Origin of the sequence: Brumicola blandensis (assembly GCF_031846165.1) — a bacterium.
Lineage (GTDB): Bacteria > Pseudomonadota > Gammaproteobacteria > Enterobacterales > Alteromonadaceae > Glaciecola > Glaciecola blandensis.
The window spans coordinates 892,375-906,535 of the sequence record NZ_JAVRIE010000001.1; the positions used below are offsets into that span (position 1 = coordinate 892,375).

The window sequence follows — 14,161 nt, forward strand, 5'->3', positions numbered from 1 at the left end:
GCCAAATTTATTGCTTTCAAAAGAATTTGGCCAGACAATTGTTGGTGAATGTTCGGCGTGCCTTTATAATCCGCCGCCGTTATTAAACCAATTGTACCCAGTTTTTCACTAAAAATCACAGGACAGATTCATGCCTCAACAATCTCGCTACTCGAATCAAGAGTTTGAAGCCGCAATGCAAGACATATTCGATAGTTTAGAAAAAAATAATGCTAATCGAGATTTGTCCTTAATGGTCCTGGGTAATGTGGTATCAAACATCTTTGTGCAGCAGGTGCCGGAAGGAAACAGAGAAGCGATGCTTAATCAGTTTTGCGACGTGTTAAAGCGCGCAGTGAAGGGAAACTAGTAGTCCTATGATTTTTAATGAAACACCAAGAAGAAAACAGATTAATGAACTTGTTGCTTGGGGACATTGGTTTGCCTTTGCAAATATATTAATGGCAATCGTCATTTCTTCTGTGTATTTGTTGTCATCCCCTATTTCGAACACACCACTTAGCATTTTGTACATGGTGTTGACGTGGCTTGGGCATATCAGCTTTATTACTTTTTTTGGTTTTGTTCTATTGCTGCTCCCTTTGTGCTATCAACTAAAGCAACCGAGGGTGCTAAAAGCCATAGGCTCATTCATTGCGGCAGTGGGATTGGCTCTGCTTGCATTCGATGCTTTGCTTTACAACAAAACCGGTTTTCACATTAGCTTTCGATCTGCTGAACTTTTGCGCAGTGAGACAGAAGGTCAGATGGGCGCATTTTCATGGCTACAATGGTTTTACCTATTGCTACTGGTCGTTGTGTGGTTAATGTTCCAATTAGTGCTAGCGAATGCGATTCACAAGCGAATTAAACGTTTTATGAAAGTGCGGATCGGGGCCTACGTGTCATCAGCCTTTGTGGCGTGCTTTGTACTAAGTCATGCTATCCATGTTTGGGCTGATGCAAAGCTTTATGCTCCCGTATTACAACAAGACAATATGTTACCGCTCTCTTACCCTGCTACGGCGAAAACGCTGATGTCACGTATTGGCGTATTCGATTTACAGGACTACCGCCAGCGTCAAACACTCCAGTTTAACGATACTGACTTTAGCCTCACCTATCCGCCTAAGCCTATTTATTGCTCAGTAGATTCACAACAAAAACTGGTATTTATCAGTGTACAAGACAACACACCTACTGAACTTCCAGAGACACTAACACCCTATGGTTTCCACTTTGTAAGCAATACACTCGAAGAACAGTACTTGCAATCAGTGGTTTATGGTTTGCCAGAAGCATTACTTGCTAGCGTGTCTGATTCTCAACCCGTCTTACTCGCTCTAGCAAAGGCATTTAACTTAGAGGTCACTATGCATGACCATGTTAGCAGTGCAGATCAAGATAATCTGAACAAGCCTTATTACTCTGCAACATGGGAAGACTTTTCTGCGAAATTAAAAAGCTCGAACAGTGGCTTGTTCTTTGCCAATATCACTATAGATTCGCTAGAGGGCATCGACTTAGATCTATTAACTCGCTCTGCCAGCGTCATTCTGGTCACCCAGAACGATACACAAGCGCATCATCAGTTGTACTCAAATATTCCTCTCAAAGCGACCATGTCGACGACAGAAGATATTGCACCAACCATACTGCAACAGCTTGGTTGCAATGCAACGCCTAGCAATTATTCGATTGGTCAGGCATTGCAATCTCCCATCAGAACATGGGCGGTGAGCACGCAAGGCAGACATTTAGTTGTGGTGCACGACGGTCTGATTACTGAGGTGAGTAAAGATGGTAGCTTTGAGATTAGAGACTACATGACAAATGAAAAAGTATTGACCGAGATTGACACTAATTTGTTAAGTCGTTCAATCAAACACATTACTGAGTTCTCAAAACGCTAAATAAGCTTTCTATTCTCTCGATGGCAGTGTGGCCTGTTGCAAGCTTCACTGCCTCTTCTTCAATAAGGCTTATGGCTGCATTGTCTCTGGCCTCAGGTGTAAACCAGTACGCCTTAGTCAAACCTGCTGCGCATGCCGCCTGCATATCAATGTTTTTATCACCGACCATGATGCTGTTTGCCAAGTCAATATTTAACTCTTTAGCTGCACGCAAAAGCATGCCAGCTTTAGGCTTACGACAATCACAGGCTAACCGGTAGGTCTCAACACTTCCGTTAGGATGGTGAGGACAATGGAAAATGGCATCAATGTGTGACCGATGTTCTAAAAACTGATTGCTCATCCATTGGCTTAAGTTTTCAAAGGCTTCTTCAGTATACATGCCACGGGCAATACCACTTTGGTTAGTCACCACAATCACTTTCATATCAGCAGCGTTAGCACGTTGCACCAATTCAAAGATGCCATCAATAAAATCGAAGTCTTCGCGCTGGTGCACATATCCATGATTGACGTTAATCACGCCATCGCGGTCTAAAAACAAGGCTTTATGCATGAGTCCCCTTTGAGTTTTGGTAAACCCTCAGCACAAAGCTGGCCGTCACTGAGTGTAGTTCATTTTCGATCTGTGCCTTGCTTTCGTCGGACGCTCGCCAATAAAACGGAGTCATCTGCAACAGAGCTAAGCGTATTTCGGCAGTATCTAAATTCACAGGGAAAGTGATTATTTTTTCTTCCAATAAAGAAAATCCGGCAATGCCTGCTTCCGCTACCTTATGTTTTTCAGGTTTATCATAAACCTTTTGTTTAATCTCAAACAGATGTTCACTTGCAGGTTCAACGACAATGAGTAATCCGTGATGATGAAGTATTCTTCGGTACTCGTCAGAACAACTTGGTGCAAATATTTGATATACCACATCAACAGCATTATCTTGCAGTGGAATATTGATAGTAGAGGCGACAACCAATTGCTTATCTTTGTTCTTTTTAGCTGCCGCGATAATGGCAGCTTTAGAAATGTCATGTCCTGCGAACTGATAATTGTCCGGTAGAATAGCTGAGAGCGCATTTAAATAAAAACCTTCCCCACAGCCGGAATCGTATATTTTTATTGGGCTACCAGCACATGCACGCGAGTTACGCGGAACCTTTAGGGGTGATTTTTTTGACTCTTCATCTCCCAGTGCAGCGTTTTCTGAATGTGACTCTCTCAGATACGTGTTTATGCACGCTGCGATACTTTCAACGAGTGGCATATAGGGAGCCGATTCGAAAAATCGCCTTCTGGCTTGCACCATACCTTCGTCATCACCGGGGGTTTTGGAGTTTTTATGTTGCACTGGAAGTAGGTTGAAATAGCCTTGTTTGGCGCGATCAAAACTATGTTTGTTACCACACTGTAAGGTTTTATTTTCTAACTTGGCACTTGCCGAGTCGATATCTAAAAACGGGTCTTTGCACAGTGGGCATTGCCACATGTTGCGCCTCTATTCATAGTTAGCTGAACTTAAGGGCATGATAACATACCCTTATTTTTGAGTAGACCGATTTTAGCTCTAAGGTAACTGAGCGCAGCGCCCCCTAATGTTTAAACGATTTGAAAATGCTGGAGAAATCGAGCTTTCCATTGCCAGCATTACCATGTAGTTGAAACAATGACTTGGCAAGCGCTCCCATTGGCGTCACAGAATTATGCTGACTCGCGGTATTCATAGCTAAGCCTAGATCTTTGTTCATTAGATCAACCATAAAGCCACCTTGATAGTTATTTGATGATGGCACAGTTTCCATCACACCTGGACAAGGGTTATAAAGCTCTAACGTCCAATTTCGACCTGAACTTTGCAGCATAATGTCTGACATCACCTTAGGGTCAAGACCATTATCAATCGCCATTTGCAGAGCTTCAGAGGTACCCGCCATCAAAATCGCCAACAGCATATTGTTGCATATCTTAGCGACTTGACCGGCGCCAACCGCGCCAGCATGGAAAATATTTTTCCCCATGTTCTCCAGCACTGGTTTCGCCTGTTGAAAATCAGCTTCATGTCCACCCACTATAAATGTCAGCGTGCCAGCAGCAGCCCCGGCAACGCCACCAGACACAGGCGCGTCAACAAAGCGATGACCGCTATCATTTAACTTTCGGCCAATAGAAATTGCCGCATTTGATTCAATGGTACTGCAGTCGATAAACAGTGCATTGGCTTGTATATTTTCTACAAGCCCTTGTGGACCGAAATACAGTGATTCAACGTGCTTTCCTGCAGGCAGCATCGAGATAACTATTTGAGCACCCTCGCAAGCTTGAGCTGGCGTGTCTGCCCCTATTGCGCCAACATCAACCAGACTTTTTACCTGCGCTTCTACAAGATCATAAACGCTGACTTGAAAACCAGCCGATACTAAGTTTTTAGCCATCGAAGCGCCCATGTTACCTAAACCAAAAAACGCAATTTTTGTATTATTATTCATCGTTCTAGCCTTTTTTATTCAATTATCACCACAAACGCCTAGTTGGCCGTAAGCACTGAGTCAATGTGTAGTAGCGGGTTTTCACTCACGTCAAAATACGTAAAGTGCGAAGCAATAAAGCTTGCAGGCACATCGCCCCACTCTGTGTAACGCCACTTAGCCTGACGGTCTTTGTCAATCAGCAAGGCTCGCACGCCCTCTTGAAACTCACCGTGCATGCTACATGACACTGCAATATTTATTTCTTGCTGAAAGCAAGCCGCTAAACTCAAATCTCTACCTCTGCGTAGTTGTTCAACCACAAGATGGGCCGTAATTGGACTACCACGTTGCAGGCCTTTCAGTGCTTTTTGCAACCAAACATTGTCTTCATGCTGACTCGCAATCTCTTTGAGTGCTTGTTCTATATCCTGCACACCATTCACATCTGCAAATGACGCGAAAGCATCTTTAAATGGCGGCAATTTACCGCTTAAGCCTTCTAATTCCGGACTTTGGGATTCAGGGCTCACCTGTAAATCATCCAATATCGCAGACACATCTTGATCAGCTAATTGAGGACTTCTGAGCAGGTGTTCGACAAGCTGTGGTAGCACACTTGAGTGCAAGACATGCTTAGCAAGGCCAAGAAACAACGCATCCTTAGCATTGATGCTAGCGCCCGTTAAACCTAGGAACAGGCCCATCCCTGTTGGCATTTTATTTAGAAAATAACTCCCACCAACATCAGGGAACAATCCTATGGTGATCTCGGGCATGGCGATATGTGAGGTTTCGGTAACGATGGCGTGCTTCGCAGCAGCAAATAAACCCAATCCTCCCCCCATGACGATACCTGTACCCCAACAAACTATTGGCTTGGGATATTGGCTAATAAAGTAATCTAGCTGATACTCTTGGGTAAAAAAGTCTTGTATAAAACCAGGCGCCTTATCCAAAGTGTCATTAGGCGCAAGGTTTTCTTGTTCTCGTTGCTCCTGCATGGCGCGATGCATTGATACGACATCGCCGCCAGCGCAGAATGCCTTCTCGCCCTCACCTAATAGCAAAACAGCAGATACCGATACATCTTTTTGCCATTCACTTAAGAAGCCGGTGAGCACTTGTACCATTTCCAAATCCAGTGCATTAAGTGCTTTTGGCTTATTAAGACGTAATACCCCAAGAAATGTATTGCCTTGCTCCCTAGGCAACAAATGCGCTGTTACGGGAGCATCAATATGACTATTTGGTGCAAGTTTGGCACCTGAGAGCCAATCTTTCTCTAACATAATAGTCCCTACAATATTTCAGTGTCTGACGATACCAAACGGCGACCAATGATAACCCGCATGATTTCATTCGTACCTTCGAGGATTTGGTGCACTCGCACATCTCTAACGTGACGCTCTAGTGGATATTCTTTGATGTAGCCATAGCCGCCGTGTATTTGCAGCGCCTGATTACAAACCTCAAAGCCGACATCTGTCGCAAAACGTTTCGCCATGGCGCAATACGTGCTTTTGTCAGCGTGGTTATTATCAACCTTGTTAGCCGCCAACCGAACCATTTGGCGCGCCGCTACTAATTCAGTGGCCATATCAGCTAGTTTGAATTGAAGTGCTTGAAAGCTCGCTAAAGGCTTTCCGAACTGAGAGCGCTCTTGCATATACGCCTGAGCTGTATTCAATGCTTGTTGTGCCGTGCCAATTGAACAAGTTGCAATATTTACACGGCCTCCATCCAATCCTTGCATAGCAAATTTGAAACCTTCACCTTCATTACCTAATAAAGCAGTGTTGTCTACTTGCACGTTATCAAACGTAATCATGCGAGTTGGTTGGGCATTCCAACCCATTTTCTCTTCCGCTTTACCATACTCAATACCTTCGGCATCGGCTGGGACAACAAAAGCCGATACACCGCCCGGTCCGGCTTCACCGGTTCTTGCCATTACTACCAGTACTTGAGTTGCTCCAGCACCAGAAATAAAGACTTTAGAGCCATTCAATAAGTAGCCTTTGTCATTCTTTTTTGCACTGGTGCGAAGCGAAGCAGCATCAGAACCCGAGCCAGGCTCTGTTAGGCAGTAACTTGCTATTTTTTCACCCGCTACCAGACTCTCCATCCACTCACTTTTCACTTCCGTGGTGCCCCACGTTGCTATCATCCAAGTGGCCATGTTGTGTATCGTCAGCATCGCGGTTGTTGTGGTACATCCCATTGAAAGCTGCTCAAATATGATGGATGAATCTAGGCGAGAAAGGCCTAAACCGCCTTCACTCTCGGGCGTGTAGAGGCCACAAAAGCCTAATTCACCCGCTTTCTGAATCGCTTCGATCGGAAAGTAATGGTCAGCATCCCATTTCGCTGCATTTGGCGCTAATTCTTGGTCTGCAAACTGTTTTGCTGTTTCAGCGAAGGCCTTTTGATCTTCGGTCATTTCAAAATTCATACGTCAGTCTCCTTATCATCTTCCAAATGCGATTACTTAAGTTCAATCGTCATATTAGGGCCAGAAGGAATATCGTCATCTAACCAACGAGCAGTAATGGTTTTAGTCTCAGTGTAGAAGCGCACAGCTTGCTTTCCGTAAGCATGAAGATCGCCATAGAATGAGTTTTTCCAACCTGTGAAAGAGAAGAAAGGAAGCGGCACTGGAATAGGCACGTTAATACCAACTTGCCCTACTTCTATATCGCTTTGATACTTACGAGCAGCTGCGCCACTAGCAGTGAATATCGATGTACCGTTGCCGTAAGGATTAGCATTAACTAGTTTAATTGCGTCTTCTAATGAGTCGACAACCATACAGCACAATACGGGTCCAAAGATTTCTTCTTGGTAGATACTCATCTCTGCTTTTACATCGCTAAACACAGTTGGACCAACCCAGTTACCTTTTTCGTAGCCTTCAAGGGTAAACTCACTGCCATCAACTAGGCATGTAGCGCCTTGTTCTTTGCCTTCTGCAATCAATTTCAACACTTTTGCTTTTGCTTGTGGGCTTATCAACGGGCCAAAACCTGCATCTTTGTCGTCCCATAAACCCGGCTTCACTTCACCAATACGCTGAGCTAATTCAGGGATCCATTCTGCGCTATCGCCAACGAAAACGGCTACAGAAATTGCCATACAACGCTGGCCAGCAGCACCGACACTTGCACCAACAAGGTTATTCAATACAAACTCTTTGTTTGCATCCGGCATAATCACAGAGTGATTTTTAGCACCCGCGAAACATTGTGCACGCTTCATGTTGTCTGTTGCTGTTTTATAAATATGTTGACCCACTGGCACACTACCTACGAATGACACGGCTTTAATCGCATCATGATTCAGTAAATAGTTCACCTGGTCCTTTCCACCATGAATCACGTTCAATAAGCCTTTCGGTGCACCTGCTTGCAAAAACAATTCAGCTAACTTCATTGGCGTTTTTGGATCTTGTTCAGATGGCTTCAGGATAAAGGTGTTACCACACGCAATTGCCATTGGAAACATCCACAAAGGGATCATGGCTGGGAAATTGAATGGCGTAATACCTAAGCAAACACCTAGGGGTTGAATCATGCTGTACGTGTCAATGTTGGTCGCAACATTTTCAACTGTCTCACCCATCATCATTGAACAAACATTGGCTGCTTGCTCAACCACTTCGATACCACGCCAAACATCGCCTTTTGCATCAGCAAATGTTTTACCTGTTTCTTCCGACAGAATCGTCGCTATTTCGTCATGGTTTTCTTTTAATAGATGTTGGTAGCGCATCATTACTCTGGCGCGTTCGGGAACCGGTACTTTTTTCCAAGTTTTAAACGCTGTTTCAGCGCTCTTAATAGCATCTTCAAGTTCGCTTGTTGTTGCACAAGGTGCAAGCGCGATCACTTCGTTATTAGCTGGGTTGGTCACTTCAATGAATTGAGTTGCCGCAGACGGTGTAAATTCACCGTTAATCAATTGTGCTATTTTGTTCATGCTAAACCTTTAAATGATTCATCCGATATAATATTGAATGGTAAATATAGACGTTATGGCACTACAGTAAACAAGCATGCCCTTTACGTAAACGTAAAGTGTAGTTGAGCGACGCACCGCTTGTAAAGTAATTGTTACGGGTTAGTAAAGATTAGCAAGGCAATCCCCTGCAAGGTTTACCTATGTATTGCAGTGAATACCCAAATTTGATGGATTTTTACGCAATGAGAATGCAAAACAACACGTGGCTTGATATGCTCCAATCTCGGAATTTGGAATCGAAATACATGGCTACTAACAAAACTAAGATCGCAATTGTAGAAGACAACGCTACCGCAAGAATGAATTTGCGCAGTAACTTAATGTCGCTTGGCGACTTCGATATTGCAAGCTACAGCAACGGCAAAGAGCTGAGAAATGGTCTTAGAACAATTGAATTCGATATCGTTGTGACTGACTTTCACTTAGGGCAGAGTAAAAACGGTGTCGAGTGGATTCAGTATCTGACAGAAGGTAAGTTAATCAAACCTTCCACTGGCCTTGTTTTCCTGACCTCAGATAGACTCCCACGAACCATCAGTCAAATTTTAGATATTCATCCCGACATTTTAATCATTAAGCCCTACACTCTAAAAACATTGCATTCATCAATGTTGCATTACTTGGCTGTACGCAGAAAAATTAAACCCGCATTAGAATTTCTGGATAATGAACAACCGAACAAAGCACTCAAGTTCATCGACAATATGCTCACAGATGACCTGAGCAAGCGCACACGAGCAGACCTAATTAAATTGAAAGGCCGTTTGCTAATCAGCGAACAGCGCTACACTGAATCGGCCGCCCTATACAGTGACATCCTTGAAAAGAGTTCGAATGTATTGTGGGCACATTGGGGTCTTATAAAAAGTGAATTCATGGCGGGTCAATGGCGCCACTGCCAGTCAATGTTAGACAGCTTGATCACGGAACAGCTAACTAAAGACAAAGCATATGAATGGATGGCTTGCGTCGAAATTGGAAAAGAAAACTTCACAACAGCCGAACGCTTGTTAGATAACATCAAAGAAAATGACCTCACTATTCCTGCGACAAAATTAAAAGTACTCGCTTATAAAATGCAAGGACGAAGCGAAGAAGCGATTCGTCTGCTTGAAAAGAAACGCCAGAGTAATTTTACTGTAAAAGAGCGTTTCGATGAATACACAATAGAACTGGCACGTTATCATTTGCAATTAGCAGAAAACTCAGCTGTGAATGATAGAGCACCTAAGCTCCATGCCGCCAAATGTTTAATTGGTAACGCGAATAGAACGATTCTTGATCAACAAACCCAGCATCAGCGCGACTACATGCTGGCTTTCGCTAGTATTTTAGAAGGTGATAAGCAACGCGCTGAGCGCATAGTGCAAGATAAGACTGTGAATGATGCGAAGAATGCAAAAATCGCGTCGATGGTTGATGCAATCAAAGTCTGGTTTAATCTAGGGAATACAGAGAAAGCCAAAGAAATTTGGAACGAATGTGATCGCAAACTCTCTGCGAAAGACGACCAAATAGACCAGATCTTGGCAGACAATCTCATTTTTGAAACCGAAAAGTCACTTGGTTTTGCAGAAGAAAAAGCCAAGAAAATCAACGACCAGGGCATGGTATATTACCTTGCCAATCAACTCCAAGAAGCTATCGATTTATTCTATAAAGCCCGATTGCTTTGCCCCGAAGTACCTGCTTTTACTTTGAACTTGTTGCAATGTTTAAGCGATATCAAAAAAGCAGAGTACAAAGACCAGCAAGCACTCATGCTAGTTGAAGAGCTTCGCGACAAACCCTTATCAAGTTCTAACGAGAAGCGTTTCAAAATCATTCAACAGAAATTAAAAGCTAACCCTGAAATCTATAAGATCCATGATGTAGAGGATGATATTTCCATCAATGTCGCTTAGTACATTGAGGTAAATTATATTTATAGTTCACTATAGTCACAAATATAGCGACCTTATTTTGTTTATTGCTACAATAACAAAAAACAAAAAAGGAAGTACTATGTCTACCATTTATGATTTTGATTACACATCCAACAGTGGCGAAACGATAGCATTCAAGCAATACGAAGGGAAAGTGCTACTCATCGTTAACACAGCCAGCAAGTGCGGGTTTACTCCTCAATATGATGGCTTAGAAGCGCTTTACAAATCACACAAAGAGAATGGTCTTGAAGTGATTGGTTTCCCATGCGACCAGTTTGGTCATCAAGAACCAGGCAGTGATGACGAAATCGCACAATTCTGCGAAATGCGTTTTAATCTCTCCTTCCCCCTATCAAAAAAAATTGACGTTAATGGTGAGGATGCAGCGCCAGTTTACAAAATGCTAAAAGATGAAGCGCCTGGTGTGCTTGGTACGAAGCGAATCAAATGGAACTTCACAAAATTTTTGATTAACAAGGAAGGTAAGGTAGTCAAGCGTTACAGCCCCACCACAAAACCGGAACAAATCGAAAAAGATATCCTAAATCTTCTAGCAGCCTAAGCATCAGATTGACTCGGGGCGCTCAAGCATCAAGTGAAAGTACTTACCCAACCACAAGAATGGTTCCTCACTTGAATGTTTGAGCTCTAATTCAAACAAAACATCATACTCATCAATTTGCTTATTGCGGTCATGCAGATAATCATGAAAGCACCGTATGCCAGCCTTGTGTCGAATAATGTAGTCGCGGTAGTGCTCTTGCAAAAAATTGATAATCTCTTGTGGCCTCTGAGCATTATGAGGGTTCAAACGGACCTGATTACGGATATTCAACCCTTTATTAATATAATCAAAATTCCCCCATATCGCATTATTGAACAAAGCTGCGTCACGATTGAAGAAGCTTAAGGATAAGGTACCTCCGGGCTTTAACAAAGAACACAAGTGGTGAAGCAGCCTTTTCGGTTCATTCACCCACTCGAGTACCGCATGACACAACACTAAATCATAGCTTGCCGGTTCTAATGCTTCTATCTCACTATGGATGATGGTGCACTTGTTGTACTCAGCTAAACGTTGTTTCGCAATGTCGAGCACCTCTTCCGATCCATCACACAGCGTCACGCGATGTCCTTGTTGACAGAACGGCAAGGTCATCATGCCTGTGCCCCCGCCAGCATCGAGTACACTGAGTTCCTTTTCTGAATGGATAAAATCGCTCAGAAAATGCAGTAGTAACTGGTGTCTAATTTTGCCTTTACTGGTGCCGTAAATGTTCTTATCAAACTTATTCGCTATGCCATCGAAGAAAGTATCTTGTTTTACTGTAGTTGCCGCTACAGCTTGTTTTTTCTTCTTAGTCACTTCACGCTCTTTATTATCATTATGCTGGATTCTCTACGTCAACAAATTCGACACTGATTTCAGTATTCGCCTCGATATACTCGCCAAGCGCTTTCACGCCATAACGTTCGGTGGCATGGTGGCCCGCCGCAAAGTAATGTACGCCTAATTCCCTCGCCAAATGAGTAGTTTGTTCTGATATTTCACCGGAAATAAATGCGTCAACATTTAGTTCAGCAGCTTGTTCAATGTAGTTTTGGCCGCCGCCGGTGCACCACGCAACGGTGCTGATTAGATCTCGCCCCTGTGCCTCAATATGCATTGGTTCGCGTTTCAAACTTTTATTTATTAACTCACTGAAGTTCAAGAGAGTAATAGGATTAGCTAATTCTCCCTGCATAATAATTCCATACGGTTTAACTTCTGGATGCGCTTCAATATTCACTAAACCTAGCTGTTGACCAAGTTGGGCATTGTTCCCTAACTGGGGATGAACATCGATGGGAAGATGATAGGCAACTAAATTAATACCATTATCCAATAGTGCTTTAATGCGGCGCATCTTGATACCTGTGATACGCTGATCTTCTCCCTTCCAGAAATAGCCATGATGCACCAGTAAACAATCAGCTTGGCGTTTAATAGCCTCATCAATCAGGGCTTGTGATGCTGTTACACCTGTTACGATCTTGGTAATTTCGTCGCTTGCTTCAACTTGCAAACCGTTCGGGCAATAGTCATTTATCGTTCGACTTTGCAGTATTTCTTCTAAAAACGCTAAAAAATCTTGTTTTTTCACTATAAAAAGGCTCCAAATCACTCAAATTAGACATTTGAAATAAAAAAGGTTTACACTGTCACTAGTTTAACATCAACATAACAAAAAGGGTTCATAAGAACGTATGAGCAAATTAGACAAAGACAGCGTCTTAGCTAAATTTACAGCTGCATATGAAGCGGCAAATGGAAAGGCACCAACGATTGAAGCAAAAGGTGGTTGGTATAGTGTCGATGGCGGCAAAAACGTTCGTTTAGCACAGCTAGACGAAATGGCTGATAGTATGGGCAGTGCCCCTGCGAAGAAGCCTGCTAAAGCGGCCAAAGCAGAGAAACCAGCGAAAGCGGAAAAACCTGCTAAAGCAGCAAAAGAAGAGAAGCCTACCGCTAAGCCTAAAGCGAAAGCTAAGCCTAAAGCTAAAAAGCCTGCATCATCTTTTTCTGTAAAAGACTTTTACACGCAACAGATTAAAGAAGTTAACCCTGGGGCGAAAGCACCGCGTTAATTAAAAAGTTGTGTAGAAAAAAGCGGCCTCTAATTAAAGAGAGCCGCTTTTTTTATATCGACTAGCCTTTACACAAACCTAGATTATTTATACAACTTATTCCCTGCATCGACTAAACGCATGAAGGTCTGCTCTATTGCCTGATAGGCGCCAAAACCAAGCTTTTGGGCGAGCGACTTTTTGGTTGCATAGGATATTTTATACAGACGCTTGCTTTCATTCGCAGTCATTAAAAAGTCATCTGAAGTTTGCAGTACATCGACAAGGCCAAGATCTTTAGCACGTTGTCCATACCAGTATTCACCCGTTGCTACTTTATCAATATCCAGTTCAGGGCGATGCTGCTGAACAAAATCCTTGAACATTAGGTGCACATCTTCAATTTCCGCCTGAAACTTTTCTCTGCCAGCATCAGTGTTTTCACCAAACATTGTCAAGGTGCGTTTAAAATCACCTGCTGTGTGTTGTTCAAATTCAATATCGTTTTTCTTTAATACTTTATTAAAGTTCGGCAGTTGCGCAATAACGCCTATTGAACCGATAATTGCAAATGGCGCAGACAAAATAGTATCAGCGACACATGCCATCATGTAGCCACCACTTGCCGCAACCTTATCTACGCTCACCGTCAGTTTGATGTTCTTATCTTTAATTCGTTGCAACTGTGAGGCTGCGAGGCCGTAGCCATGCACAACCCCACCACCACTTTCAACGTTGACTAGCACTTCATCTTTTTCTGTGGCGACACACAAAATTGCTGTAATTTCTTCTCTCAGCGTATCGACTTCTTGTGCGTTCATAGAGCCTGAGAAATTAAGAACAAACAAATTATTCTTTTCAGGCTCATCTTCTTTTTTATTTTTACTCTTTTTCTTTTGTGCTTGTTTTTCTTCTTTTTCACGCTTTTTTAGCGCGTCTTTATCTAGCAATACTTGTTGTGCATCTCTTTTGATATCGTCGTAATGCTCCGACAAAGATTCAAACTCAAGATTACCGTTGCTTTGTTTTTGTTTTGTTGCCAATCCCGCAATCAAGCCAATAACGATTGCAATAGACACCACTAGGGTGACCGCTTTAGCCAAAAACAAACCATATTCAAATAAAAATTCCAAACTTCGCTCCTATGAACAACTATCCAAATGATATTGATATCATCCCGTATTTTCAGCAGTAGATATCGGGGCAAATAAAAAAAATAAAAGGACCTTATAGGTCCTTTTAAAATGCCATGCCGTT

14 protein-coding genes are annotated in these 14,161 nt (G+C 42.9%); 5 read left to right on the forward strand and 9 right to left on the reverse strand.

Features of this window, described 5'->3' with window-relative positions; genetic code table 11:
* Positions 1-130: 130 nt before the first annotated feature.
* A complete protein-coding gene (locus RM544_RS03875) occupies positions 131-349 on the forward strand; it encodes a YejL family protein (RefSeq protein ID WP_311360445.1) in 219 nt (72 codons plus the stop codon).
* Between the two features lie 7 nt (positions 350-356).
* Positions 357-1,892, forward strand: coding sequence for a DUF3413 domain-containing protein (locus tag RM544_RS03880; RefSeq protein WP_311360446.1), 1,536 nt, complete (start codon positions 357-359; stop codon positions 1,890-1,892).
* Here the strand turns inward: RM544_RS03880 and gmhB are convergent.
* From gmhB to RM544_RS03910, 6 genes are all read right to left on the reverse strand, one after another.
* Positions 1,870-2,448 carry a D-glycero-beta-D-manno-heptose 1,7-bisphosphate 7-phosphatase gene (gene gmhB / locus RM544_RS03885; RefSeq protein WP_311360447.1) on the reverse strand — a complete coding sequence of 193 codons (579 nt, stop codon included), beginning with the start codon at positions 2,446-2,448 and terminating at the stop codon, positions 1,870-1,872. The two genes, RM544_RS03880 and gmhB, sit on opposite strands and share 23 nt — an antisense overlap.
* Complete coding sequence (locus tag RM544_RS03890; RefSeq protein WP_311360448.1) at positions 2,441-3,373, reverse strand: putative RNA methyltransferase; 933 nt, start codon at positions 3,371-3,373, stop codon at positions 2,441-2,443. Before RM544_RS03890 ends, gmhB begins: the two co-directional genes overlap by 8 nt.
* A 103-nt stretch (positions 3,374-3,476) precedes the next feature.
* Positions 3,477-4,370, reverse strand: a complete 894-nt coding sequence (mmsB, locus tag RM544_RS03895; protein ID WP_311360449.1) for a 3-hydroxyisobutyrate dehydrogenase — start codon at positions 4,368-4,370, stop codon at positions 3,477-3,479.
* A gap of 38 nt (positions 4,371-4,408) precedes the next feature.
* Positions 4,409-5,641 (reverse strand): enoyl-CoA hydratase/isomerase family protein, encoded by a 1,233-nt coding sequence (locus RM544_RS03900; RefSeq protein ID WP_311360450.1) that lies wholly within the window; start codon positions 5,639-5,641, stop codon positions 4,409-4,411.
* Positions 5,642-5,649: 8 nt separating this feature from the next.
* On the reverse strand, positions 5,650-6,804 hold the full coding sequence (locus RM544_RS03905; RefSeq protein WP_311360451.1) for an acyl-CoA dehydrogenase family protein: 1,155 nt from the start codon (positions 6,802-6,804) through the stop codon (positions 5,650-5,652).
* A gap of 32 nt (positions 6,805-6,836) precedes the next feature.
* Positions 6,837-8,327 (reverse strand): CoA-acylating methylmalonate-semialdehyde dehydrogenase, encoded by a 1,491-nt coding sequence (locus RM544_RS03910; RefSeq protein WP_311360452.1) that lies wholly within the window; start codon positions 8,325-8,327, stop codon positions 6,837-6,839.
* Positions 8,328-8,614: 287 nt separating this feature from the next.
* Between RM544_RS03910 and RM544_RS03915 the strand changes: the two genes are divergently transcribed.
* Positions 8,615-10,273, forward strand: a complete 1,659-nt coding sequence (locus RM544_RS03915; RefSeq protein ID WP_311360453.1) for a response regulator — start codon at positions 8,615-8,617, stop codon at positions 10,271-10,273.
* 100 nt (positions 10,274-10,373) lie between these two features.
* Complete coding sequence (locus RM544_RS03920; RefSeq protein WP_311360454.1) at positions 10,374-10,859, forward strand: glutathione peroxidase; 486 nt, start codon at positions 10,374-10,376, stop codon at positions 10,857-10,859.
* A 3-nt stretch (positions 10,860-10,862) separates the two neighbouring features.
* On the opposite strand, the gene RM544_RS03925 is transcribed toward RM544_RS03920, so the two are convergent.
* Both RM544_RS03925 and RM544_RS03930 read right to left on the reverse strand, forming a co-directional pair.
* Positions 10,863-11,663: a methyltransferase domain-containing protein gene (locus RM544_RS03925; RefSeq protein ID WP_311360455.1), complete on the reverse strand. Its 801-nt coding sequence runs from the start codon at positions 11,661-11,663 to the stop codon at positions 10,863-10,865.
* A gap of 19 nt (positions 11,664-11,682) precedes the next feature.
* A complete protein-coding gene (locus RM544_RS03930) occupies positions 11,683-12,444 on the reverse strand; it encodes a Nif3-like dinuclear metal center hexameric protein (protein WP_311360721.1) in 762 nt (253 codons plus the stop codon).
* A 100-nt stretch (positions 12,445-12,544) separates the two neighbouring features.
* Here RM544_RS03930 and RM544_RS03935 point away from each other — a divergent pair, with 100 nt between their 5' ends.
* Positions 12,545-12,925: a hypothetical protein gene (locus RM544_RS03935; RefSeq protein ID WP_311360456.1), complete on the forward strand. Its 381-nt coding sequence runs from the start codon at positions 12,545-12,547 to the stop codon at positions 12,923-12,925.
* Between the two features lie 83 nt (positions 12,926-13,008).
* Here the strand turns inward: RM544_RS03935 and sohB are convergent, their stop codons facing one another.
* On the reverse strand, positions 13,009-14,037 hold the full coding sequence (gene sohB, locus RM544_RS03940; RefSeq protein ID WP_311360457.1) for a protease SohB: 1,029 nt from the start codon (positions 14,035-14,037) through the stop codon (positions 13,009-13,011).
* Between the last annotated feature and the right edge of the window lie 124 nt (positions 14,038-14,161).

Bases quoted from the DNA above. Each gene is read 5' to 3' on its own strand.
- RM544_RS03920 (WP_311360454.1), top strand. From the start codon at position 10,374: ATGTCTACCATTTATGATTTTGATTACACATCCAACAGTGGCGAAACG.
- RM544_RS03875 (WP_311360445.1), top strand. From the start codon at position 131: ATGCCTCAACAATCTCGCTACTCGAATCAAGAGTTTGAAGCCGCAATG.
- RM544_RS03900 (WP_311360450.1), bottom strand. From the start codon at position 5,641: ATGTTAGAGAAAGATTGGCTCTCAGGTGCCAAACTTGCACCAAATAGT.
- mmsB (WP_311360449.1), bottom strand. From the start codon at position 4,370: ATGAATAATAATACAAAAATTGCGTTTTTTGGTTTAGGTAACATGGGC.
- RM544_RS03915 (WP_311360453.1), top strand. From the start codon at position 8,615: ATGGCTACTAACAAAACTAAGATCGCAATTGTAGAAGACAACGCTACC.
- gmhB (WP_311360447.1), bottom strand. From the start codon at position 2,448: ATGCATAAAGCCTTGTTTTTAGACCGCGATGGCGTGATTAACGTCAAT.
- RM544_RS03910 (WP_311360452.1), bottom strand. From the start codon at position 8,327: ATGAACAAAATAGCACAATTGATTAACGGTGAATTTACACCGTCTGCG.
- RM544_RS03880 (WP_311360446.1), top strand. From the start codon at position 357: ATGATTTTTAATGAAACACCAAGAAGAAAACAGATTAATGAACTTGTT.
- RM544_RS03890 (WP_311360448.1), bottom strand. From the start codon at position 3,373: ATGTGGCAATGCCCACTGTGCAAAGACCCGTTTTTAGATATCGACTCG.
- RM544_RS03905 (WP_311360451.1), bottom strand. From the start codon at position 6,804: ATGAATTTTGAAATGACCGAAGATCAAAAGGCCTTCGCTGAAACAGCA.
- RM544_RS03935 (WP_311360456.1), top strand. From the start codon at position 12,545: ATGAGCAAATTAGACAAAGACAGCGTCTTAGCTAAATTTACAGCTGCA.